At 44.2% G+C, this 24,434-nt stretch carries 22 protein-coding genes and 2 pseudogenes; 4 read left to right on the top strand and 20 right to left on the bottom strand.

All coding sequences use genetic code 11. From position 1 onward, the window contains the following. Positions 1-49: 49 nt before the first annotated feature. From AC58UW_RS22905 to AC58UW_RS22895, 3 genes are all read right to left on the bottom strand, one after another. Positions 50-559, bottom strand: coding sequence for a DUF402 domain-containing protein (locus AC58UW_RS22905; RefSeq protein ID WP_497422914.1), 510 nt, complete (start codon positions 557-559; stop codon positions 50-52). A gap of 30 nt (positions 560-589) precedes the next feature. Further along, positions 590-2,383 carry a protein adenylyltransferase SelO family protein gene (locus tag AC58UW_RS22900; RefSeq protein WP_497422913.1) on the bottom strand — a complete coding sequence of 598 codons (1,794 nt, stop codon included), beginning with the start codon at positions 2,381-2,383 and terminating at the stop codon, positions 590-592. Positions 2,384-2,535: 152 nt separating this feature from the next. Continuing rightward, the gene (locus AC58UW_RS22895) at positions 2,536-4,995 is read right to left on the bottom strand and encodes a S9 family peptidase (protein ID WP_497422912.1); all 2,460 of its coding nucleotides are present in this window, start codon (positions 4,993-4,995) and stop codon (positions 2,536-2,538) included. 225 nt (positions 4,996-5,220) lie between these two features. Between AC58UW_RS22895 and AC58UW_RS22890 the strand changes: the two genes are divergently transcribed. Further along, entirely contained in the window at positions 5,221-6,447 is a 1,227-nt protein-coding gene (locus AC58UW_RS22890) for an MFS transporter (RefSeq protein WP_497422911.1), read from the top strand. Between the two features lie 12 nt (positions 6,448-6,459). Here the strand turns inward: AC58UW_RS22890 and AC58UW_RS22885 are convergent. From AC58UW_RS22885 to AC58UW_RS22865, 5 genes and pseudogenes are all read right to left on the bottom strand, one after another. Then, a pseudogene (locus AC58UW_RS22885) lies at positions 6,460-6,882 on the bottom strand (VanZ family protein); the annotation flags it as partial. Positions 6,883-6,971: 89 nt separating this feature from the next. After that, positions 6,972-7,832, bottom strand: coding sequence for a M15 family metallopeptidase (locus tag AC58UW_RS22880; RefSeq protein ID WP_497422910.1), 861 nt, complete (start codon positions 7,830-7,832; stop codon positions 6,972-6,974). A gap of 97 nt (positions 7,833-7,929) precedes the next feature. Next, on the bottom strand, positions 7,930-9,015 hold the full coding sequence (locus tag AC58UW_RS22875) for a sensor histidine kinase (RefSeq protein ID WP_497422909.1): 1,086 nt from the start codon (positions 9,013-9,015) through the stop codon (positions 7,930-7,932). Beyond that, complete coding sequence (locus AC58UW_RS22870; protein WP_497422908.1) at positions 9,008-9,703, bottom strand: response regulator transcription factor; 696 nt, start codon at positions 9,701-9,703, stop codon at positions 9,008-9,010. The genes AC58UW_RS22875 and AC58UW_RS22870 overlap by 8 nt, the downstream gene beginning before the upstream one ends. A 114-nt stretch (positions 9,704-9,817) precedes the next feature. Then, positions 9,818-9,913 (bottom strand): annotated as a pseudogene (locus tag AC58UW_RS22865) (FAD-dependent oxidoreductase); the annotation flags it as partial. A gap of 142 nt (positions 9,914-10,055) precedes the next feature. Between AC58UW_RS22865 and AC58UW_RS22860 the strand changes: the two are divergent. Continuing rightward, positions 10,056-10,250, top strand: a complete 195-nt coding sequence (locus AC58UW_RS22860; RefSeq protein ID WP_497422907.1) for a hypothetical protein — start codon at positions 10,056-10,058, stop codon at positions 10,248-10,250. Between the two features lie 104 nt (positions 10,251-10,354). Here the strand turns inward: AC58UW_RS22860 and AC58UW_RS22855 are convergent, their stop codons facing one another. The 7 genes from AC58UW_RS22855 to AC58UW_RS22825 form a co-directional block, all read right to left on the bottom strand. Then, on the bottom strand, positions 10,355-11,137 hold the full coding sequence (locus AC58UW_RS22855; RefSeq protein ID WP_497422906.1) for a phytanoyl-CoA dioxygenase family protein: 783 nt from the start codon (positions 11,135-11,137) through the stop codon (positions 10,355-10,357). Positions 11,138-11,167: 30 nt separating this feature from the next. Then, on the bottom strand, positions 11,168-12,367 hold the full coding sequence (locus AC58UW_RS22850) for a GntR family transcriptional regulator (RefSeq protein ID WP_497422905.1): 1,200 nt from the start codon (positions 12,365-12,367) through the stop codon (positions 11,168-11,170). Beyond that, positions 12,333-13,550 (bottom strand): trans-sulfuration enzyme family protein, encoded by a 1,218-nt coding sequence (locus tag AC58UW_RS22845; protein WP_497422904.1) that lies wholly within the window; start codon positions 13,548-13,550, stop codon positions 12,333-12,335. Before AC58UW_RS22845 ends, AC58UW_RS22850 begins: the two co-directional genes overlap by 35 nt. After that, the gene (locus AC58UW_RS22840) at positions 13,550-14,380 is read right to left on the bottom strand and encodes a carbohydrate ABC transporter permease (protein WP_497422903.1); all 831 of its coding nucleotides are present in this window, start codon (positions 14,378-14,380) and stop codon (positions 13,550-13,552) included. Before AC58UW_RS22840 ends, AC58UW_RS22845 begins: the two co-directional genes overlap by 1 nt. Further along, positions 14,380-15,261 (bottom strand): carbohydrate ABC transporter permease, encoded by an 882-nt coding sequence (locus tag AC58UW_RS22835; protein ID WP_497422902.1) that lies wholly within the window; start codon positions 15,259-15,261, stop codon positions 14,380-14,382. The genes AC58UW_RS22840 and AC58UW_RS22835 overlap by 1 nt, the downstream gene beginning before the upstream one ends. A gap of 67 nt (positions 15,262-15,328) precedes the next feature. Next, on the bottom strand, positions 15,329-16,699 hold the full coding sequence (locus tag AC58UW_RS22830; protein WP_497422901.1) for an ABC transporter substrate-binding protein: 1,371 nt from the start codon (positions 16,697-16,699) through the stop codon (positions 15,329-15,331). A gap of 138 nt (positions 16,700-16,837) precedes the next feature. Next, positions 16,838-17,875 carry a glycoside hydrolase family protein gene (locus AC58UW_RS22825; RefSeq protein WP_497422900.1) on the bottom strand — a complete coding sequence of 346 codons (1,038 nt, stop codon included), beginning with the start codon at positions 17,873-17,875 and terminating at the stop codon, positions 16,838-16,840. Positions 17,876-18,001: 126 nt separating this feature from the next. On the opposite strand from AC58UW_RS22825, the gene AC58UW_RS22820 reads away from it, so the two are divergent. Further along, positions 18,002-18,892, top strand: a complete 891-nt coding sequence (locus AC58UW_RS22820; RefSeq protein WP_497422899.1) for an AraC family transcriptional regulator — start codon at positions 18,002-18,004, stop codon at positions 18,890-18,892. 21 nt (positions 18,893-18,913) lie between these two features. On the opposite strand, the gene AC58UW_RS22815 is transcribed toward AC58UW_RS22820, so the two are convergent. After that, a complete protein-coding gene (locus tag AC58UW_RS22815; protein ID WP_497422898.1) occupies positions 18,914-19,105 on the bottom strand; it encodes a hypothetical protein in 192 nt (63 codons plus the stop codon). 294 nt (positions 19,106-19,399) lie between these two features. Here AC58UW_RS22815 and AC58UW_RS22810 point away from each other — a divergent pair, with 294 nt between their 5' ends. Continuing rightward, positions 19,400-19,825, top strand: a complete 426-nt coding sequence (locus tag AC58UW_RS22810; RefSeq protein WP_497422897.1) for a hypothetical protein — start codon at positions 19,400-19,402, stop codon at positions 19,823-19,825. A 405-nt stretch (positions 19,826-20,230) separates the two neighbouring features. Here AC58UW_RS22810 and AC58UW_RS22805 read toward each other — a convergent pair whose 3' ends face one another. From AC58UW_RS22805 to AC58UW_RS22790, 4 genes are all read right to left on the bottom strand, one after another. Next, the gene (locus tag AC58UW_RS22805) at positions 20,231-20,422 is read right to left on the bottom strand and encodes a YgaP family membrane protein (protein WP_497422896.1); all 192 of its coding nucleotides are present in this window, start codon (positions 20,420-20,422) and stop codon (positions 20,231-20,233) included. 98 nt (positions 20,423-20,520) lie between these two features. Beyond that, the gene (locus AC58UW_RS22800; RefSeq protein ID WP_497422895.1) at positions 20,521-21,204 is read right to left on the bottom strand and encodes a Crp/Fnr family transcriptional regulator; all 684 of its coding nucleotides are present in this window, start codon (positions 21,202-21,204) and stop codon (positions 20,521-20,523) included. A gap of 28 nt (positions 21,205-21,232) precedes the next feature. Continuing rightward, a complete protein-coding gene (locus AC58UW_RS22795) occupies positions 21,233-23,155 on the bottom strand; it encodes a glucosidase family protein (protein WP_497422894.1) in 1,923 nt (640 codons plus the stop codon). A 497-nt stretch (positions 23,156-23,652) separates the two neighbouring features. Next, the gene (locus tag AC58UW_RS22790; protein WP_497422893.1) at positions 23,653-24,363 is read right to left on the bottom strand and encodes a YebC/PmpR family DNA-binding transcriptional regulator; all 711 of its coding nucleotides are present in this window, start codon (positions 24,361-24,363) and stop codon (positions 23,653-23,655) included. Positions 24,364-24,434: the final 71 nt, after the last annotated feature.

The raw sequence follows: 24,434 nt of genomic DNA, 5'->3' as shown, positions 1-24,434 counted from the left end.
GGCTCTCCAACGGTCATAATATGACCTTTGGGAAAGCCTCTTTTCTACTCTATTCGTTCGGAATAAGCGCGATATACTTCGCAAGCGAGCCATCAAAAGGAAACAGGTTATTACGAACCCGTTCCTTTAAAGCCTCTAATTCTTGACGAGCTTGATGAATCAGAGCATCTGGATATGCAAACTTGATCGCATTGCTCTCAAACTCATCTTCATCAACAACCATCCATTCGCCATTTATCCGGATATAATCCAGGTCTAAATCTACGAATGAAACCGTATGACCATCCATCTTGGCTGGTTGGTTAACATTGCAATAATACTGCTTGATCTCGCCACCGACGATATCTGCGCTCACTGTAAACCACGATTCAAATGAGAAAAATTCAATCGTCCAAGTCTCCATCGTAAACACTTTTTGCTTCGTATAATGATGTAACGGTCTTCCCTTTTGGCCCAAGACAAAAATGTGAGCATCCGTCTTCTCCAATAGGGTCGTGTTCCATTCATAATGAAGGTGATTCCCATATTTCAAAGCTTGAATCGTTATCTGATTATCCATGTGACATCCCCATCGTTCTACTTTGCTATCTTAGGTTCCGCAATATGTCCGATAAGGACGCGTAGTCCCTGCTGGTGGTGCGGTATATTCCGATTGTTCCTCCGAGTGTGCGAATGGACTTGAAAGAACATAAAGAAGCCGCTCCATCACACTGTAGTCTCCACGTTTCACAGCTGCTTCTATAGCTTCTTCAACCCGATGATTACGCGGAATGATTGCTGGATTGCTGCTGCGCATCAATTGCTTTGACATCTCTTTTGACTCCTGCTGTCTGCCTAATCTTGCCTGCCACTGCTCATTCCACTGAGCAAATTCCGCAGTCCCAGATAGGAACGTCTCTTCCGGTATATCAAACGTTAAAGCACGGAACGTATTCGTGAAGTCTTCCCCATATTGCTGCATCATATTGAGCAGGTCTTCTATTAGAGTCACGTCTTGCACTTCTTCGTTGAAAATCCCCAATTTTACTCTCATTCCTGACAGCCAATTCCGGTGATACAATTCCGAAAAGCTAGCAAGCGCATTTTCAGCTATTTTAATCGCTTCTTCCTCATTCTCACTCAATAAAGGCAATAAGGTTTCAGCAAATCTCGCGAGATTCCAAGCGGCAATACGCGGCTGATTGCCATAGGCATAGCGGCCTTGCGAATCAATGGAACTGAACACCGTTGCTGGGTCATACGCATCCATAAAAGCACAAGGACCATAATCAATCGTTTCGCCGCTTAGCGCCATGTTGTCTGTGTTCATCACACCGTGAATAAACCCAACGAGCTGCCACTTGGCAATAAGACTTGCCTGACGCTTAATCACTTCATGAAGCAGAGAAAGGTACTGATTCTCATCAGCTTCGACTTCTGGAAAATGCCTTTGCAATGTGTAATCAGCCATTGCTTGAAGATCCTGAGGAGTGCCGAATTTTGCTGCAAACTGAAAGGTACCAACACGAATATGACTAGCAGCGATCCGGGTAACAATTGCACCTTGCTGCTCGGTTTCGCGATACACAGTCTCACCCGTTGTGACCACCGCCAAACTGCGTGTTGTAGGGATACCCAGAGCGCTCATGGTCTCACTTATGATATATTCGCGCAGCATCGGACCAAGTGCTGCTCGACCATCTCCGCCTCGGGAGTATGTTGTACTGCCTGCCCCCTTCAGCTGAATATCAACGCGGGTGCCTTGTGGCGTAATATGTTCACCGAGCAGATTAGCCCGACCGTCTCCTAACATATTAAAATACCCGAATTGATGCCCTGCATAAGCTTGAGCAAGAGGCGAAGCGCCATCAGGGATTCGGTTGCCTGCGAAAATCGCCGCGCCTTCCGTACCTTGAAGCCCTTGGATATTTAACCCTAATGAAGCTGCCAGTGTATCGTTAAAAACAACGATTTCTGGTGAGCGAACAGGAGCCGGATTGAGCCGGCTATAAAATATTTTAGGCAGACGAGCGTAACTGTTGTCGAAATTCCAGCCGAGATCCCTTTCGCCCTCTTGTTTTGACAATTCTGCCTGCCAAGCACGCATTCCGCCATCGACGGCAACAGCGTTAAATCCCTTCTCGCGTAGCAAAATGGCACAATTTGTCCCTGAGTTGCCTCCTGAACAAGTGACGTACAATGTTTTGCCTGCAGCTATTTTTTGAAGTTCAGCCGCAGTACTTTCGGACCAATTGTTAATTTCACCTTTTTCAATATGAATGCGTTGAAGGTTACTATGCTCTGGCGTATATTCAGAAGCGGTTTCATTGCCACGGACATCAAGCAATAGGACATCTTCGGTTTCTAGTTTCTTAAACAAATCAGGAATTGATATTTTGTCCACAGTAGCCTCCTATAATAAATAAACATGTTGAACTAATCCACTAATCATATCACCCGCCTACATGTCCAGCAAATCAGAGTACGCCAAACAAAAAAAGGGCCAAGTAACCTCATAAGATCTGAGGTTCTTGGCACTTCGGACTGTATGTAAGTCTATGCAGATTTTTTCTTGTTTTTCACGTTTTTATTTAAAAAATGGATAAGTGCTTCATAAAAATCACGTACATTTTCCTGCTTTTGATACCCATGTCCCTCATTCTTCTTCAGCATGTAAGGTACATCTACATCCAATTTACGCAATTCGGCAACCATTTGATCCGATTCTGCTCTGTTCACTCTAGGATCATTGACACCTTGTGCGATCATTAGCGGTACTTTTATTTGGTCAACATGCAGTAATGGTGATGCAGCTTCAAGCAGTTTCTTATCCTTGATAGGGTCACCTATCTGCTGATACATCGTCGGACGGTCCATGGACCAATACGGCGGTATCGTGTTCAAGAAGGTAAAGAGATTGGAAGGTCCTACAAAATCCACACCCGCTGCATACAAATCAGGCGTAAACGTCATCCCTGCCAATGTTGCGTAACCACCATAGGATGCTCCATAGATGGCAACGCGATCAGGGTCAGCAGTCCCCCTTTTAATCAGCCAATTAACACCGTCCGTGATATCGTCTTGCATCGTTTTACCCCACTGCTTATCTCCGGCGTTCATGAAGGCCTTCCCATAGCCTGATGACCCGCGGAAATTCAGCTGCAAAACGGCATACCCTTGGCTCGCCAATAGTTGAGCTTCCATATTGAAACCCCAGGAGTCTCGGGCCCAAGGTCCACCGTGCGGATTGACGACTACTGGCAATTTGGTCGAAGCAGTTCCTTTGGGAAGCGTTAAGTACCCATGAATCGTTAGTCCATCTCGGCTTTTAAAAGAAATCGGCTGCATATCCGCCATCTTTTTCTCATCTAACTTTGGTTGGATGTCTGCCACTTTGTCGATTTTATCCGCCGTACGGTCGTAGAGATAATAGCTGCCATAAGATTTATCGCTATCTGTGTGTAGCAGCAATATGTCCCTATCCGGCGATCCGACTAAGCCCCAATGAGATGTTTGCAGTTTTTCCTCGATTTTGTGAGATAACTCTTCAAATTCATGATCCAAGATATGCAATTTCATGTCTTCCGTCTCGTAGGATACGGCCACAATCGATTTTTTCTTATAGGACACAAGAAAATTATTGATATCGACCTCATCATTTACATAAATGACTTCCGTCTCTTTCTTGGTAAGCGGGTCATATTTCACGAGAGCCTGTTTATCGCGCCCTACATTTGAAACAGCGTAGATTTGCGCATCGTTGAACGTAAACATAGCTGGAATAAATGTGTCCTTGCGATCAAAAGTATCAATTTTATCAAAATCTTTGCTTTCATTATCACGATAAAGAAGGCTAGTAGCTTCACCGTCTCTGGCTATCGCGGCACGAACCTTCCCCCAATGATCTGTTACCCAAAACTTCACGTTTCCAGGATTCTGTACCTGCATATATGTTTCACCTGTACTGAGCTTAACCCGATAAACGTCCATCACTTTGGAATCCCGCTTATTCATTGTTAGCAATAACTCGATGTCACTTTCATTCTTAAAAGGCAGCACATCAAGGAGATCAGCTCTTACATTCAAATAGGGCGTTAAGTCTTTATCACCCGTACCGTCCACATTCACAGAGTGGATATGCGTGTTTTCCATACCTCCGCTATCCATCAAGTAAATGATTACTTTGTCTGTGATCCAAAATATGTTATCAATATTTTCGTCTTTGGAGTTGGTGATTCGCGTACTTTGTGTCTCACCAACCTTTTGAATATATAGGTTCATGCGGTTTTCCCAAGGCTGCAAGATAGCCATCGTTTTGCCATCAGGCGATAACCGCAGTTGTGTTTTACTCGGCAATTGCAAAATGTCATCCAGTGTAACAGGACCCTGTCCCGTTTCTTCTTTTTGGGAAATTGTTCGGAATAAAAATAACACTAACTGAGCACGAGTTACCTGATCCTGCGGCATAAACGTTAATTGCTCAGTAATAAAATTTTGCTTTAACTTCAAGACGTCGTCATGATGCGCTTTGCCGATGGTGGACTCATCCTTAAGCCATGCCTGGATACCGTTATCCTTAAGTTGGAAGGCACGAACGAGCAAGCTCGCCATCTGTTCACGTGTTAGGAGAGCATCCGGTTGGTACAACCCATCGCTGCCTTGCACAATGTTTTGTTCTTTCAGAGCATTAACCGCATCTGCATATGGGCTATTTGCCGCTATGTCAGTAAATCCGTTTAGCGATGTCGGCCTTTTGAGCTTAAGCGCTTTGCTGAGCCATTTAGCGGCATCTCCGCGTGTAACGGCATCGTCCGGATGAAACCCTCCGTCTTCTTCGGCATCAACGATACCTTTCGCTTTGAGTTGAGCAATCTCTTGACTTGCATAATAATCCGCGGGCACGTCCTGATAAGCACCTGCATCGCTGTTTGCCTGAGCACCAACAGGAATTGCAATCGCCGCAATCCATACCGCCGCCAAAAGGGAAGCTACCCCTTTTCGAAATAAAACCATCATGACCACCCTCCTGTATCATACATACAACAACAAAAATACGGAACGCATCCCATTATATACCATTATATTTTGAATTGATAGACTTGTAGAGTAGAATAGTACTAGGTAAAATTACCCATAACTAAGTCATATAGATCCTTTGGACTTTCTATGTATGAAAACGGAATATAGGCGGAAGATAGGGGTAATAGTTTGAGGAGTTTGAGGATGGAGATGCATATGAACATGAGTAAACCATCATTGCTGCAAGACCCAGCAAAACGTAAATTACTTGTCAGCGCGGGAATAAGCTGGTTATTCGATGCCATGGATGTAGGGATTATTTCCTTTATCGTCGCCGCGCTGGCTGTTGATTGGAAGTTGGGAGCACAACAAATTGGCCTATTGGCAGCTATCAATTCAATAGGAATGGCTGTTGGCGCAGCGGTTGCGGGTGCGAGTGCAGATCGCTATGGTCGTAGAGCCGTGCTTTTGGTTACACTTCTGATTTTTTCTGTCGCAAGCGGACTCTCCGCGTTAGCAACAGGTTTCATTATGTTATGCACCCTGCGTTTCATTACTGGATTTGGTCTTGGAGGGGAGCTTCCCGTTGCATCCACACTTGTTTCGGAATCGTTTTCTGCTACAGAGAGGGGTCGGGCTGTGGTGCTGCTCGAAAGCTTTTGGGCATGCGGGTGGATAATCGCGGCATTAATTTCCTATTTTGTTATTCCAACATATGGCTGGAGAGCTGCCTTTCTGATTGGCGCGTTGCCAGCCTTGTATGCATTATACTTAAGAAGAGCGATTCAAGATTCACCGCAGTTCAACGCAGAGCGAAATCGCCGATTAACGCTCAAAGAACGCGTCACATCCGTCTGGTCAGCAAATTTTCGAAAATCAACGATTACCCTCTGGATTCTCTGGTTTATCGTGGTTTTCTCCTATTACGGGATATTTTTGTGGCTTCCGTCCGTCATGGTTCTCAAGGGCTTCAGTCTTGTAAAAGGTTTTCAATATGTGTTGATCATGACACTAGCGCAGCTTCCAGGCTATTTTACAGCAGCTTACTTTATCGAGAAATTTGGACGTAAATTTGTTCTCGTTTCTTACTTGCTGTTAACAGCCTTTAGCGCGATTTGGTTCAGCTCTGCTAGTACAGAGGCCATGCTTATTGCAGCAGGAATCAGCCTCTCTTTTTTCAATCTTGGCGCTTGGGGAGCCATGTATGCTTACACACCTGAGCTCTACCCTACTAGCGTCCGCTCGACAGGCGTAGGACTTGCCGCATCCTTTGGACGCGTTGGAGGCATCATTGGCCCATACCTTGTAGGCTTATTGGTGTCTAGACATCACAGTATTACCTCGATATTTACTATTTTCTTCATTGCTATCGTGTTCGGAGCGCTGGTTCTGCTGTTCTTTGGCAAAGAAACGAAAGGAACCGACCCCGATCAAGCGGCTAGCAGCTGACATTAGTTTGCATAGACAAAAACCGATCAAACCGCCGGACACATTTAAAATGAGATCATCTACATCAAAGCTGCCGATTAAAAAGATAACCTGTAAGCATTCCAAGCTCAAACTTAAGGCCAAGGAACGAAAACCTACCCCTATCAATGACATCCTTGATTTGTTCGACAATAGCATCAGGAAAATACCATAAGGAATGAAAATCAAGATATTTCCATACAAATTGATAATGTCATGGCCGGATAGACTATGGATATTCTGTGATATCGACTCGAATGGATGGAAATTTGCTGTTAGCAATCGTTGCCGGATATAGAATGAATTCCCTATATTTCTCTGAAGTTGCTGCCAGAGGAAGAGGAAGTCCATCGAACCGAACTTAAATAAGATAACTTTGAATACCACGTATATATAGAGGGCAAATAGCCCGGACATCGCAGCGTCATACATGAGTTTCATCTGTTTCATCTGTTTCATCTGTTTCATTTGGCATCCTCACCTTCCTAAGATTTTGAATCCATTCATTAAAATACAGTCACAATGACGCCATCCATGTTGTTGCCGGACAATAGAAATTTACGATTACTTGGCACTTGAATGGTTGTATTTTTCGAAATCGGATGATAGGAAATTTGATATTCTACACCCAGAATCGTCGTTGTTAGTGTCTTTTGTTGTTTCAGGAATTCCAAATATTGTTCCAACGTTAAATTCTTTTGCTGCATAATCAGACTATGAGGTAAACCAACATATCGGAAATGCCAAGGTTCATACTGAATGCCGGTGATCGCCGTTTTATCCTTGGGATAACGTAAAATAAACCCGTAAGTCGGAGCATTTTGCTTAAGCCAATTCCCTTCAGGAGCTTGACTCATCTCCGATTGCGTAGAACCAATATCAAGGGATATCCCTAAGTTATGCTCGCTATTCCCCGCCGGCAAAGCATAGTCTGGGCCCATATCTTTATAAAGCTTACTTTGCTCGTTATTATCCCGATAGCCGCTGTTAATCATAAAATGATGAATCCCCTCTTTATCAGCAGCTCGAATCATCGTTGTAAAATTTTTCACTATGCTTTGAGACAAACGAATTGTGTTATCTAATAAAACAAAACCATCAACCAACTCTTTATGTTGAAAAAGATTAACCACATCCGTGAGAATCCCTACTTGATGGATCGGGTAATCCTTATTAACTAAGACTAGATTGCCTTGGTATATTTGATCTTTCATGATCTTTAGCGTTTGTTCGCTCTTTGCGGGAATCGACTCATGAATCTCGAATTGTTCAACCCCTTGTTTCTCGATTACGCGTTCCGGTTTCTGGTGCATGGCTTCATATCCGAGTAGTGCAAGTATGACAAGCCAAAAAACCCACTTCTTCATTCTTCGTTTCCTCCTTCTTCTTACTAGACATAAGAATAGAGCAAACTTTTTAAGAAAGAAGTGGGATAAACTTAAAGTTTTTCTTAAATTTCTTTCATTAAAGCGGTAAACGCACTTCAAAGAGCGTACGAATCAAGTTGCTTTGGGCAGAAATCGTTCCCAGATGCTGTTCCACGATATTTTTTGCAATGAACAGACCTAGTCCAGTACTCCCCCCTTGATGCGTGCGTGCCCGGTCACCGGTATAAAACATGTCAAAGATATGCGGCAGCTCGTCCGGTGGAATACTATCGCCATAATTAACGACTTGGACCACAACTTCACCTGCATCAAGCTGACAGTTGATATCCACGAACTGGCCGTCTTTTCCATAGCGATTCGCATTCGTTAATAAATTTTCAAAAACTCGTGCCAACAGCTCCCCATCACCCCGAATTTGCAAATGCGGCTCGATATTTAATCTAGCTAGCAGATGACTTTTCTCAAAAACAGGGAACATTTCTTCATTCAGCTGAATGAGAAGATCGCTCAGATCGATTTGCTTTTTCTCAATAGAAAGCATCCCGTAATTCATTCTTGTGAGTTCAAACAGCTCATCAATAAGCTTCTCTAGCCGTTTAGACTTGGTAAAAGCTATTGTTGTATAGTGCTTGATTTGCTCCGCCGTCAATTGATTGTCCTGAAGCAGTAAATCTAAATAACCCAAAACCGAGGTTAAAGGTGTTCGCAAATCGTGAGCTAAATTCAAAACCAGTTGATCTTTGCTGGTTTCCGCAAAATCGCCTCGCTCTACCGCCTTTTGCAGCTTCTCACTAGCCATATTAATGTCTTCTGCAATATCCCTGAACTCGTCGTTCGATGAAATGTGCACACGACTTTGGAAGTCCCCGTTAGCGAGTCGGTGAATCCCCGTGGAAATCTCATGAAAATAAGTGGCGTAAGGTTTGGTCAGGAAAAAGAAACATACAATCGCTAGCGGGATAAAAAAGATTAGAAAGAAATTAAAATCCCCAATACTGGAGATAAAATGGCGAAATTTCGCCAACGGATCCTCAGCTCGAACGCCGCTGTAGTAAAGCTGAAGCACTTTGTAAAGGATGAACGTGAAAATACCTGACAAAAGCATGCTCATCCCTAATAGAACAATCATTTGGAAACGGAAACTTCGTATCATTTTAGCCATTGAATGTATATCCCACACCCCAAACGGTTTTGATCCATTTGTTTTTATTGTTCTCATCTTCACCCAGTTTTTTGCGCAGTGTACGGATATGCACCATGACGGTGTTGCCACTTTCATAGAAGGCTTCGCCCCATACGTGTTGGAAAATATTTTCCACACTGAACACCTTCTTGGAATGGCCCGCTAGAAGATATAGAATATCAAATTCTTTCGGTGTTAATTCAATATTCTCACCATATAGTTTTACGGTCCGCTTATCAGGATCAATCGTCAATCCGCCTGCTTCAAGCAGAGTCTGGTCAGCTTTGGGTTGGCTTAACTGCATGGACCGACGCAGATGAGCGTTCACTCGGGCGACTAGTTCCATCGGATTAAACGGTTTGGTCATGTAATCATCAGCCCCTATCACCAATCCCGTTATTTTATCCAAGTCAGACGATTTGGCGCTTAGAAAAATGATCGGCATTTGATACTTCTCACGAATTTGCCGCGTCACCTCATGACCATCTAACTTAGGCATCATAATATCTAAAATAGCCAAATCAATCGAATGCGATTGAATCGCATGGACAGCCTCTTTGCCATCTGCTGCTTTGATAATTTGGTAGCCTTCTCTTTCTAAATGCAGCGCAATCAGATCGGCAATCTCCGCCTCGTCATCCGCGACCAATATCGTAATTCGTTTCATCCGTATCCCTCTTCTTTGTAAAATGTGTCAATTCTTATTCTATCCGAATTTGGCGCATTTGCCCATTTTCTGCGTTAAAAGCAAGGTGGTGTACCAACAGCTATGGAGTTGGTTGTTCATGCCTTCACCCGCAAAAGGCGACATCGGATGCGCGGCATCTCCAATCAGGGTGACGCCTGGTTTATGCGTCCACTTGAGTCCAACCGGCAGATAGTTCTTAAGAAAGAATAATGAGGAAAGTAATGATTAGTGTCACGTTTCTACAACTTTTACGTAAATAATGATTTACAATAAAACAAGCACCATCAAGCAAATCCTGCAGCCGATGTAGAATGTACCTGGGAGAGTTCTCATGAAAAAGAATCATATTGGCATAGCACTCACATTACTTTTCTTTGCAGGGGCTGTTGTTGGATTGGGCTTAGTTGAATATAAGAACGAGACACGTCCGATCGTCAAAACTAAAACGAATGAAATGCCGAGCAATAAATTTTATGGATTTACATTTTATGATGAGCCTGCCTCTTTAGTCTCCTATCAAAAATAACTTATTTTTTGTTAGATGTGATGGGGTTGGGAATGCGATTCTTCACAGTAAAAAAGCCCAAAGATGAACGTCCATCTTGGGCTTTTTTCATTATGATTCGCGAATCATTCATGCTCAAATTGGGTTGGATAACTGGCGCCAAAAGGCGCGTCAGGTCTTTCAAATTCTCCCATGAGATAGCGGCGAGTCGGCGTTGTGCGCTGCAGAAACTCTGGATTATTCTCGAATCGATCGGAGCACCGCACCCAAGGCGGACTATAAATGTAGTGCATCGTGTAACGGTCATAATCGCCGTCATGCGCATAAGTGCGGTGCCATACGGCATTATGAAAAAATAAGACCGAGCCTGCCGGGGCACATATGACGTGACTGTTGGGCACGCTTTCCCTGCTCGATTTAATCGAGTCCGGCAGCTGAACCTGGCTTCGATGGCTTCCTGGAATGAGCTCCATATTTCCGGTTCGTGGAACCGTCTGATCCGTCAGTAAAAAGGAAGCCCTGAGTTGAAGCAATGGAATTGGATAGCCGAGCTTACGAAAGTCGTAAGCGCCTGATCCGTCTTGATGCCATCCGCCTACCCCGCCGAAAGCGGGCTGTTTCGTGCACCAGCCGGACTGCATAATAAACCGATCCCCATAAAGCGCCCTGACTTTGGGCAGTACAGCCGGATGATCGATTAGTCGCTCTAAGGATAATTCCGTTTCATATCCTCTTCCCACTTGTGCCCAGCCGGTTGTGCCGGCTGACTTATGCAAGCGGATGGAAGCCTCCAGACATTCGTTTACTTCCTCTTCTGAGAGGACATTCGGAATCAAAAGGTAGCCCCAAGATTCGAACGTGAATCGGTCTAACTCCGTAAATTCTCCTGGACTAGAAATGGGATTCATTCTGTTTCTCCTCCTTGTCTATACCTGCACTTAAACCTTCGCCGCTATTCTGCCCGAGGACTCCCCAGAAACTAAAGCTGACTTCACGATCCATTTCATGGGCTCGTTCATCTTCTCTTTGTTAAGCAGTCTAAGCAGCAGTTCAACCGATTTCGATCCTATCTCCTGTTCATGCTGATCAATATGGGTGAAAGCAGGATTGTCGGTGAGCTCCGAGTACGGATTGTCGTAAGTAATAATAGATAGATCATTCGGGACCTTCATCTCTAATTGTTTAATTAGTCCAGCCATAAATAAGCCTAACTTCATGTTCAAAGTAATGTATGCGGTTGCAGTGCGATTCCTCATGTACGAATATAGCGGATGTTTTTCAATAGAACTCCTATCGCTCACCTCAAAATCAGTCACGATCAACGCCGGATTAATCATCGAGCCTTTTTGTTTCAGCGCTTCCATATAACCGCGAATCCGCTCGTCAACGGTCATAGTGCCTATCGAAATATCCGAGCATATGGCGATGTCTCTATGTCCTAGCTCCCACAAATGGTTGACAGCCAACTGTGCGCTCACCATATTATCCGAGCAGACACAATGCGTTTCAAACCCTGGCAAGAAACGGTCGACCAGCACGAACGGGAATTTGTTCATTTTCAAAATCAAAATTTCTTCATTGTACGTCTCTGCATCAATCGGAAAAATAATAAGCCCAGCCGCCCCGTTTTGAATCAACTCCTGGATCGCTTCCTTTTCCCGCTCCTGCCGATTGTGAGAAAGGACGATGGACAAATAATAGCCGGTGTCTTCCAGAGCGGTCTGGATTCCCCTAATAAGCCGGATTGCAAAGAAATCTTCCAACAAGGGAAGAACTAAACCAATCATTTTACGCGTGGAAGCAAATTTCCCTAACTCCTTAGTTTGCATACCAGCTGCTGATTGATTATTCTCCGAATTATCGTCCAAATTCTTATCCAAGTTCACCTCAAACCCTGAGCTGACAAAGCTGCCTCTCCCCGGAATTCGGTAGATCCATCCATCATTCGCGAGCTGCGTAAGCGCATTAGACACCGTCATTCGGCTGACCTTGAATTGTTCAATCAATTGCTTCTCCGTCGGAAATTTGCTATTTACTTCCAGCTCTCCCGAAAGGATTACTTGTTTAAAATGCTCTTGAATTTGCAAATAAAGCGGCTGCCGTTCATCCCTTTTGGTTGATACCCGGATTCTGCTCATACAGCTCCTCCTCAGAAGGGCTCAGTGCGACACTTCGCCAGGCTTGATCCAGATCTCGAATTAAATCATCAGGGTCTTCAGCCCCGATATAGAGTCGAACAAGCGTACCGATTTGCGAATCGTTGGCATTCAAAACATGCCGTGCATTCACATTGATCAAACTTTCAAATCCGCCCCAACTAGCTCCAATACGGAAATATTGCATGCGATCTGCCCAGGCTCTCAGCTTGTCAACAGGCTCACGGGATTCAAAGGAAAATAAACTGCTGCTGCCAGACATCTGAGAACTTGCCAGTTCATACTGAGGGTGAGTCGGCAGTCCAGGATGGTTTATTTTCGCGACAAATCGCTGTCTGCTTACATATTCAGCAACTTTAAGCCCGCTTAATTCGTGGCGCTGCATTCGTAAAGGAAGTGTTCGGAGTCCTCGCGTTACCAACCCTGCTGTTTGTGGTGTCATGATGCCGCCGAATAGCATATATTCTGTTGACATTAGCGGGTCCATCAAGCGCTTGGAACCGACAACGACGCCTCCTAAGCAATCGCTATGTCCAGAAATATACTTCGTTATCGAATGGACGACGAGACCGATCCCCAGTGTGAGCGGATTTTGGAAACAAGGTGTCGCCCAAGAGTTGTCGAGGATCGTTTCCGCCCCAATGGAGGCTGCCAAATCAGCACAATTTCGGATGTCCTGCAGTTGAAAAAACATACTGGTCGGGCTCTCCAAATACAGTAACCTTGTGTTTGACCTCACCGCATTTTTCCAGTTATCTAAAGCACAGCCATCGACAAAAGTCGTTTCAACACCGAATTTTCGGAGATAATTGCCAAGGAATTCCCTTGTGGGACCATACGCTTGATGCGTGCAAATCACATGATCGCCTGACTTGACGATCGACATAATCGCTGCCGAAATGGCCGCCATTCCGGATGAGAAGCACTTTGCCCTCTCCCCCTGCTCTAACTGAGCAAGCTTATCTTCCAAGAATCTTACAGTTGGATTATTGCCTCTTGAGTACACGAAATTTTCTTGCTCATCCACTCTTGCCAAATTATATTGATCATACGTATCGAAGGAAAATAAACTTGTCTGGTAAATCGGAACGTTGATAGAGCCGTGGTGCTGGTGATCATGTTCATCATGTGCCACGATCGAGTACAGCTTCTCATTTGCAGTCATTAGCCTTTCACCGCCCCTTGGGTTAATCCCTCCACAATAAACCGCTGTGCGAGAGCGAACAATAGAATGGTTGGCAGTACAGAAAGCACAGTTCCAGCGGACATAGAACCCCAATCGACATTAAATTTGAGGATAAAAGAATTCATAGCTACCGGCAGCGTTTTAAGCGATTCATTATCAATAAACATAACGGCCAAGAACAGCTCGTTCCAGTTCTGCACGAAAGCAAATATGAACATGGAGGAGATCCCTGGCATCATAATTGGGATGATTACTCGAATCAAGGCAGACAGCTGGGAACAACCGTCGATCATCGCTGCTTCCTCCAAATTGGACGGTATTCGTTGGAAAAAGCCCCGCAGCATGATCGTGGAAAATGGAATCAGAATAACCGTATACATTAGAATCAATGAGATTCTTTGATTGAGCAAATGCATATTTGACATCATCATATAAAGTGGAGCCAGTGAAATGAACCCTGGAAGCATTTGGGTGATGAAGAAACCGAGCATAATTTGTCTATGGCCCCGAAACCGGAATCGCGCGAGCACATAGGCGCTGCATACAGCGATCACGATAACGATCAGCGCAGAAGTAATGGAGACAAGCAGGCTGTTGGCGATATATACGTTGAATTTTGACACTTTGAAAATGTTAATGTAGTTTTGGAACGTGAATTGCTCAGGCCAATAATGAATTGGATAACTGAAGATTTCCTTCTGTGGTTTCAATGAGGTAATGACGATCCAGTATAATGGAAACACCATTAGCACGAAGTAAAAAGAGAGAAAGACAACCTTCATGAGCCGATACCAGAATCTTCGTTTCATCAAAAGTCACCTACCTTCTCCGACTTCGTTACCATCAAATAAAATACGGTGTACAGAAACAACATCACAATCATAATGACACCAACGGCCGAAGCAGCCCCATAATCCCCGTCATAGATGATTTTATTGAGCATTAAGGAAGATAGAATGTGTGTAGCCCCTCCCGGCCCCCCATTCGTCATACCATAGATGAGTGTTGGATCATTAAATATCCATATGACCCGCAGCAACGTCGTAGCGATGATGGTTGGCATAATGTACGGAATTGTCACATCAAGCAGCTTACGATAGCTGTTAGCCCCATCAATGCTCGCCGCTTCATAGAGCTCAGAAGGAATAGATTGGAGCGCAGCTAACAGCATAATCGTGAAGAAAGCTATGCCATACCATACATTCGCAATTATTACGGAAGACATCGCCCAATCGGGATCCGACAAGAAACCAATTCGGTCTTCAATGATGCCCAGTCGCAGCAAGAGATCATTGATGACGCCGATTTGCGAGTTAAATAACCATTTCCAAATAAGACCAATTAGAAAGCCGGATAACGCCCACGGATAAAAAATAAATCCTTGATACACGCCTCGTCCCCAAAATTTCTTATTCAAAAACAATGCTAGGATAAATCCTAGAAGGAATTGCAGAATTAACGAAAAGAACACCCAGTACAAGCTATTTTTCAGCGCAGCAAGAAACTGATGGTCACGGAACGCATCAACGAAGTTTTGCATCCCGACGAAATGCACCTGCTTCAGATTGAACAGCTTGTAATCTTGAAATGCCATAACAACCCCCTTCAGAAAGGGGTAGTAGGTAAAAACCATGACTAGCAGCAGTGCGGGCAGCAAGCTGGAGAGAATGAATTTTTGCCTTGCACTCACGTCGAACACCTCCCCGGTAAGACAGCAGCGGCAGGCGATGAGCGCCCGCCGCTTGCTGCTTGTTTCCTTATTTTTTCAAACCTGCCTGCTGATCCACCCAGAATTTATCCCATTCCTTCAGAAGGTCGTCAGAGGATTTTTTATCCAGCAAATAGGATTGCTGCCCTTTCATGCTCAGCTCTCCCCAGCTGCCATTGCCTGGATACTTAAATGGCGGTGTAAAGTTGACGAAAGTATCCGCTTTTGCCGTCATATCCAGAAGCGTTTTATAAGGTCCTGTTTGGAAGAAAGCGTCCGCTGTTGCCGATGTATGGATCGGAATCGTGCCGATTTGTTTGGAGAATTCCGTATTTTCTTTCGGACTAGAGAGATAAGAAATTAATTTCCATGCTTCATTCTTATTTTTGGAATTGGCGGTTACTCCCCAACCTGCTGCTCCTGTGCTGACCAATGATTTCCCGTTAGGTCCGAGAGGCATCGCTGCTGTCTCAAGAGTTTTGGGGTCCATTTTGTCCTGAAGAACTTTAATTACGTCTGGATCCTGAAGCAAAATGCCGGTTACGCCTGATGTAAAGGCTTGAACCTGGTCTTGGAAGCCCCAGTTGATGGAGTCCGGCGGCGATGCTTCTTTGTAAAGCTTTTTATACAATTCTAACGCTTGTTTGGCTTCAGGAGTCCCGTACACCGTCTTGCCATCCTTCGTAAATGGCGCATTGTCAATATTCATGACTTTATCATTGTAATCATAAATCATATGATCAAAATTCCCATTCGCCCCCGGTCCTCCCCGGAATGAGAAGCCGTAACGATTTTGCTTCGGATCGGTCAGTTTTTTGGCCGCATCAACCAGTTCATCCCACGTTTTCGGCGCTGTTAACCCTTTGGCATCAAACCAGTCTTTCCGATAAAACATCTGTCTTTGATATAAGGCATTTGCGATAAAATACAGTTTGCCTCCCGTTGAGCCTACTACTTTGGATGTACCAGAAAGAGTTTTACTATCTGCCCAGCTTGATGCATAGGAATCCAAGGGCTCCAGATAGCCATTATTGACATACTCGGCAATGTTCAGATCCCTTACCTCTAGGATATCGAGGTCTTGCTTGGCAGCCAGCATCGTCCTAATCTTATTGTCTGCTTGATCGAATGGCGGCGATATGAGCTCTACTTTAATGTTGGGATTGTCCTTCTGAAACCGTCCAATAGCATCTTGAAGCAGTTTCGTGCGCTCCGGGCTTGTCAGGCTTTCGATCATCTGAAGCGTTACTTGTTTTGCAGCAGGCTCAGTACTTTTCGGAGCATCCGTTGAAGCTGGTGTACTTTCGCCAGGCGCTGGCGAGTTGCTTGTACCTCCGCTACCACTGCACCCTGCTAAGCTCCCTAATAACATGACTCCGGCTAGCATAGTTGTCCATCCTTTTATTGCAGCTGCCCCCATATCACACGGCCTCCCCAAATTTGTTATATTCAACTATATTGTCTTAATTCAATAGATATGTCTTAGCTCTTCATGAAAATAAACAAGCCAGCCTCTGATAACCAGAGACTGGCTTGTTCATTTACGATGGCTTGTTCGTTATTCCGAAGCAATCGGCACCACCATGTTCCAAGTCTGAGAAGCTTTCGTAAATCCTCCTGCACCATCTGCTGTTGCCGCAAATAAATGCGTTGGTTTGCCATCTTGGAAAAGAATAAAGGGTCGCTCGAAGCTGCCCATTACCGTCTCCGTACCGTCATCCCAGCGGACTTTCCTGGAATATGCTTTCGGATTGTCTGATACATGCCAGGTTAATCCATCCATGGAGTGAGCCTGAATGCCTGCATGGAGCTCTCCGCAGATGTGGCCATCCATATCTTTAGCGATAAGCTCGTAACGCTCACCTGTGTGCCAAATAAATGGATCTTCCAGATGAAATTTAGCGGGCGGAAATACCGGATCTTCGCTGACTACGTGGTAGGGACCGTCAAAACGGTCCGCTCGCGCCGCACCGATCATCATTTTCCCGTGAACATTACCTTCGTATTGACGCGCTTTATAAATGAGCATGACGGAGCCGTCCTCATGAATACACGGCGCAGGATTTGAGGTCAGGAAGCTGTCAAAATGTCCGGGTCTTGTCGGTAAAATCGGAGTGTCCCTCCGTTCCCAAGGACCGAACACGCTTGTTGAAGTGGCTATGCCTATTCGCTTATTCGCACGGGCAACGATACAACGCGGATCTGTAAGGCCGAATTCTTCTCCCGGCAATACATCTGCCAGAGGATTTGTTGAACCCATATAATATAACACGTAGGTGTCCCCGTGTTTGGTTATATGCGGGTTATGCGTACTGCGGCCGTCCCAATATTCAGCTCCGCGCGCAGGAAGCACAATCTCCTCGAACGAATAAGGCCCTTCCGGCGTATCAGAGACCGCTCGAACAACTTCTGAATGAACAAGCCAGCCTGGGTGCATCGGCAGATGGTTGGGCCACCTTGATGCAAACATGTGAAAGCGGCCATCCTCACCTTTTATCACGGAACCGCACCACACCCAATACCCTTCCATTCGAAATCCACCGTTCTTAGGTGCTGGTTTCAATCTGTCGTACAAGCTTTTAGTTTGAATAGTCATATAAACACTCCTTACATTTTTCGAAATGTTAATCTCAATTGACAGCTGATAGTAAGCGGTTTATCCTAAGAAAAATGCGTAAAATGGCAACATTCTTGCAATTTCGCAGACTAGAGGTGTTAACCAATGACGGGATTAACTTCTATCGTCTCGATTCAACCATCCATTCGGGCAGCTCATTACCATGCCTATTCCGGCAGAGTAAAAGAAAAAAATAGATTTGGCTACTGCTTTGCCTTTCATTTCATTTATAAAGGGACTGGCTCTGTGCAGATGAACGGCCGAAGTTATCCTTTAAAGAAGGGTACGCTTGTATTCATTCCACCCGGACTCAAGCATACTTTTCACATGAATGAATCGCAGCCGATTTCTTCCTACGATATGTACTGTGATTTTTTCACGATAAATAATACGATTCAGCATCTTTATTTCGATCCTCAGCTCGATTTCGAGGCCGGTCTTTTGACAGAGAGCAGACCCTGTAGAGAATTGGAACAATTAACAGGGATTACGCAGCTAACTAGGTATCCAGAGCTCATTCAAACCTTCATTCAGATTGTCCGTATGAATCGCTTGGATATTCAGTATAAAGCTGAAATCGTGAACAGCCTGCTTTACAGTTGGATTTTACAGCTAGTCAATTTAAATCTGTCGGACAATATCCCTGATTACCGGATTCAAAAGATCATTGATCTCATGGAGCAGTATCCCGGGATGAATCCGCCTTATGAGCAGTGGCTGGAAATGTGCCAATTAAAGAAATCACAGTTCTACAGCATGTTTAAGAAAATGACCGGGCTGACGCCGAAAGAGTGCTTTTTTCGAATTAAAATGCAGCGCGCTTATGCGACTATCCATGAAAGTAATCGTTCGATCACGTCGATTGCGGAAGATCTCGGATTCTCCTCGGTGCATTATTTTTCCCAGCAATTTTCCAAATATTTCGGTCTCCCTCCCTCCGAGCTAAGGAAGCAAACGAAGGTTACAACGGTGTCCTTTTACAAAAGCGAATCATGAAATCCTTAACCGAGGCAGCCGCTAATTCCCAACATCTGTTGTATCAACCTCATGATAGGATTCTTTCGCTTCTTGATTGGTTGACAACGGAAGGAACGTAATCGCATGAAGCCTGACATAATCGGAGAACGTGTCGAAACCATATCCATGTGCAAGGCGCCCATTGACGACAATGCGGTCATCCGCTTCACGAATCGCTTGCAAAATTTTCAAATTTTCCGAAAGCGGTAATTTATGAGGGGACGATGATGAGAGCAGGTTGCTCCCTATATTTAGTCATCTTGATGAGGTCCTCCAAGTAGTTTTACTACATTATGCCGTCCGATAGCAGATTTGTATTTAGATGAAATTCCGTTTATTTAGATAAATTTCCAGTGTTTTTAGCCTCATGTTTTGGGGAACATGGTTCCTCATTAATGCCTACAAAACGACAACGCGTTTCGAGCGACATTTTATAACCAATCTATTAATCTATGATTAATACTATTAATAAAAGGAGGACCTATCGTGGCACATAAAGTGATCAGTGATGAAGAACTATTGCTGCTGCTGTCCCCTAATTGCGATAATCAAGAAACGAACTTGTCTGAGAAGCCGAAACTGTCCATGAAACTACTGTATGAACTTATTAAAAAGTTAAAACAAGAAAATGTGATCCTCTCAAATCGGATTGCTGAATATGAGCGCAGATTGGATTTACTGTTAGAAAGCAAAGCCTTAATCGCCAGTACCGCAGAGATGACTGTCCTTATCGAACCCGTACAAACAACCGAAGTAAAGCATGAGCTCAGCCTAGTGCTTTCATCCACTCATTTAACACCACGCTCAGTGCGACATCCATCTCAGAAGAAAAAGTCGATATGGTTTTTATTCTTAAAAGCTGTGACGAGATTGTTCGTTCGACGCCGCAGATTCCATTCCTTAAGACACTAAAAAACCGTCTCCAAAGCAGCATGAATGCTTTGGAGACGGTTTTTTTTATTTTTGCAATCTATTTCTCAACATGTGATGATGAAACTGAATCCTTAAGCTGCAGGAGAGGAACTACGATCCGCTATTCCTATGGAATGAGCCAACTTCCCATGTGAATGGGAACAGTGATCCTCTATTTCAAGGATTTTAACCTCTATGTCAGGTTAATAGGTCAAATAAAGCCCTGTAGTTCCATTTCGCCCCTCAAATCACCTGATATTACACAAATAGCGTCCCCGAGTTCCTTTATAACTTGCATACTCCTATCCTGCCGCCGCGTTCCCTCTACTGCTATTTTCTTATTCCTGTTGCTTTTTTATGCAATAAAAAAAGGCTATCCGAGACGGATAGCCTTATCTGTCTACTTTATCGTATTTTACAAGTATTGCGTCCAAGCAATTGATTAATTGCACATTTTTGAGCAAATCCTGTAATCAAGAGCGGAAGCGAAACGAATCCGAATAATTTCCAATATCCAGGCAGGAAGTAAAACAACGACAACAGGATAATTCCTAATACAATACGGATAAAACGATCTGAACCGCCAACATTTTTCATGATTTATTCCCTCCATCAAGGTTTGTTTTGTCTTTATGTGATGATTATAGCAAAGACAAATTAAACTCACCGTGACTTTGTCACAAACCACAAACCAATTATTCTTCTATGTATTTTACTAGTTTATCCTTCTGGATATGAGAAATTTGCCCTCTGGTTAATTGCAGCAAACCTTCTTTCTCTAACGACTTCAGTGTTCGACTTATCACTTCACGGGCTGATCCCAATTCGACGGCAAGCGTATCATGCGTAATCGTTAGGGTATCACTGCCTTCCGGAGTCATCTGTATAATAAATTCGACTACGCGGCCGCGGATCGATTTGAAATTGATGCTGTCGAGCAGATTGGACATAATCATCAATCGTTTGGCAAACATTTTGAAAATAAACTGGCGAAAAATTTTGTATCGGTCCATCCAATCTCTGAAAATTTGAACCGGAATAGCCAGTACAACAGTAGGTTTTTCGATGCTGGCAGAAGCCTCATACTCCATTTCACCAAGGATACTGGACATCATGAGTGGACAACATTCTCCCCCTGTGATCCGGTATAACGTTATTTCTCTTCCACTGCTGCTGATCTTATACATTCTAACCGCTCCGTCCAAAATCAGAACGGCATGCTCTAGAAATTGCCCCTCTTCAATCACGAAGTTCGGCTGTACTTCGACAACGGTTATCCCCTCACTGTTCCAATCCTCAAGGGAAATTTCTGACAAGCTCGGAAACCGTTCGAGAATACGCGGGACTTGCTCTAACACTTCTGTAGACAATGTTGTCATCCTTCCATGGAACTTGATTCATCCTACCTTATTTTTTCACTTCAAATGCTGTCCCTATCGCCCCTTCAAATTTAACGAGCCCATCTTGATCTGAGACGATCAGCTCAATCCTTCCCCCCTGCCGATTCACGATCAAATCCAACTCTCGACCACCTACATGGATCGACCGAAGAGCCATATGATTCCAAGCATCAGGTAATCTTGGTTTACAAATAAAACGGTTTAACCCTGTGGGCTGAAGTCCAAAAATGCCCTCCGTAATAATTCGCCCATATAACGCGCTTTCAGCAGAAAGATGCCTCTGATTGCCTTCAGGATAAGCTTCAACGGCATAAGGGACATGATTTCCAAGTAATCGCCGTTGCGAATAGGAAAGCAAATAAGAGATTGCTTCCTCCGTCGCGCCTACGATAAACAGCCCCCGTAAAGCATACAGCGTAGACCTGTCCCAGAAGGTGGTGTCTCCTGCTTGTGTGACTAAACCATCTTCCGACCACAGCCTTGGGGAAAGCAAAGCCTGAATCGTTCCAGATTTGCGCTTCTCAATACCCATCACTAACGGTGAACAAATCCATGCTCGTAAGAGGTCATTTCCATCATAATATCGGTACGTGTCATAGCCTTCGATTGCAGCTCCGAAGTATTGCTCAATCGCTTCATCCAGCTCTTGAGCAGATGATTCATATTGTTTGGCGATTGCCTCGTCGCCTAGCTCTCTAGCTAAACGTGAACCATAAACATAAGCAGCATAAGCCAAGCAAGAGGTTGAAAGATTCGCTGAACCACTCGGGAATCTCCCCTCCAACTCGTCGGAATCAGATAGGATAACGCCATCTTTATTCTTTTGCTTTTCACAATAGTTTAAGCACCAAACGATTGCTGGCCATAGGTCAGTTGCTACATTCAGATCACCCGAGCTCAGCGCAAATAGTGTCGCGCCATAAGCGTACATCGCTGCATCGCCGCGGTCTCCCGCTCCTTCCCAGATATCACTACCTTCCGCAATGATGGAACTTGGGATCGGCTGATAGTCTGGTCCCATGAAAGCCCTATACAAACGCAACGCATTGCGTGTTGCTTCTTTTCCAAGCGCATATCCCAGATAAGGAAAAAAGGGACCCGCGTACTCCACTTGGTCGTTGGTCCAAATTGCCGCGTAGTAACGCCCGCCGCCGGGGCCATGCATAGGTCCATTTTTCGTTTCAAAAATGCTTTCCGCGGCTCTTATTTTAGCAAATGCAAACATTTGATTAAGAACGCGATCTGGTGTTTCCAAGCGTAGATTTTGATTCATTTGACTAATAAATTCGGACCTTCGTTCTTCTTCTTGACGAACATCCATCCTTACATCCTTCTCTTGCAAATGTCTGGCATGAATTCGAATGCTGAATTGACAAGACTCCTGCGATCCGAGCAAGTAGCTACTTGCTGCATCGTGCGAAACTTCGATGAAATAAATACCGGTGACTCCCTTTACAGACTTGCGCAAATTGGAGGAACTGATTTTAATCGAAACAGCTTGATCAGATGTATTGGTAATCACGAATTTTTCAAAAACACTTTTCGAACTCGTTGAAGGAAATAGCGTTCTGTCGATCATTACCCCATTATCCGCTTTACTTTGGATATGCAACAAACCATTAAACTGAATAGCTATCGGCTTTTCATTGCTGCTCGGATTCCCATTTATCCATATAGTCGGCAACGACTCCAACTCAAAATCATGGATCAAGCTCCCGTGCGTATCATTAGGAATCGTCCTAAGTGTAGGCCACACAACTTTGCAGGAAAGGATCAGCTTCCCGTCCTGGTTAACGCCATAACTGACAATAACGGACACCTTTTTGCCGCTCATTTCAAGATGATCCTCGTGAGGCTCTATTCGGTCTTGCGCTATTTCCCATTGTATGCTGTTTAAGTGCAATTCCCATCTCTGTAAATGCTCTTGCATATCCTTCCCTCCCTGTTAGGCCCTAAACGGTATTTCACAGGCTTTATATTAGCGTATTCCTCAAGGACACGTGTATGTCTCACATGCCAAACATGCATAGGCTAACTGTCTTTGGCAAACAATGTTCACGACGGAATGCGTTATCGCAAGTTCGGCACATACATAGGCGATGTGAACTAACATATATGAAAATCATTTTAATATTTGTGCTACTGCTTATCTCTATCACCTTCTGCTGAGGATGATGTCCGTGATCCAAATCGCAAACAGGCCAATCTTTCGAGCACTTTGAGGATTACAAATAAGGGAAAAACATCGTAAATACGATCATTTCTGCGAAAGAAAGTTGTCAGCGGAAGGAAACTGGTTGCTCATCAAGATGCAATCCTTTCCAACGTTCTACAACTGTAATTTCCCCAATGCTTAATTTTATGAAAATGGGAAATTAAAAAAAAGACCCGCGCTTGGCGCGGATCTCTAGGCTAATCCTATATGAATTATTCCACGTTATGATAAACCTGCTGTACATCCTCTAAATCTTCCAAAGCTTCGATCAATTTATCGAATTGAACTTGTCCTTCTTCCGATAAAGTGACGTTGTTTTGAGCCAACATCGTCAACTCAGCAACAGCAAACTCGCTAATTCCAACTTGTTTGAATGCTTCTTGCACAGCGTGGAACTGCTCTGGGTCCGCATATACCATGACCATTTCGTCTTCTTCCACGATGTCACGAATGTCAACGTCCGCTTCGAGCAAAACTTCCATGACTTCATCCATGCTTTTGCCTTCAAGACCGATAACCGCTGTCGCGTCAAACATGTAAGCAACAGAGCCGCTAACGCCCATATTGCCGCCATTTTTATTAAAAGCTGAACGAACAGCCGGCGCCGTACGGTTCACGTTATTCGTCAATGCGTCCACAATGATCATAGACCCATTTGGTCCAAAGCCTTCATAACGAAGCTCTTCATAAATTTCATCTGAGCTGCCTTTTGCTTTATCGATAGCGCGATCTATTATCGCTTTCGGTACATTGTAAGTTTTTGCCCGTTCGAGAACAACTTTCAATGCACGATTTGCTTCAGGATCCGGTTCGCCTTTCCGTGCAGCTACATAAATTTCAAGTCCGAATTTCGCATAAATTCTACTTGTATTCGCGTCTTTTGAGGCTTTTTTCTCTTTAATGTTATTCCACTTACGGCCCACGTTTGTTCCCACTTTCTTTTTTTATCTCATCTAACATAATAACCTATTTTCATTCAAAAAGTAAAAATAAA

This window comes from Paenibacillus sp. J22R160 (genome assembly GCF_059692135.1).
The sequence above is the reverse complement of the archived record's forward strand: the minus strand, read 5'-3'. Positions and strand labels throughout refer to the sequence as shown.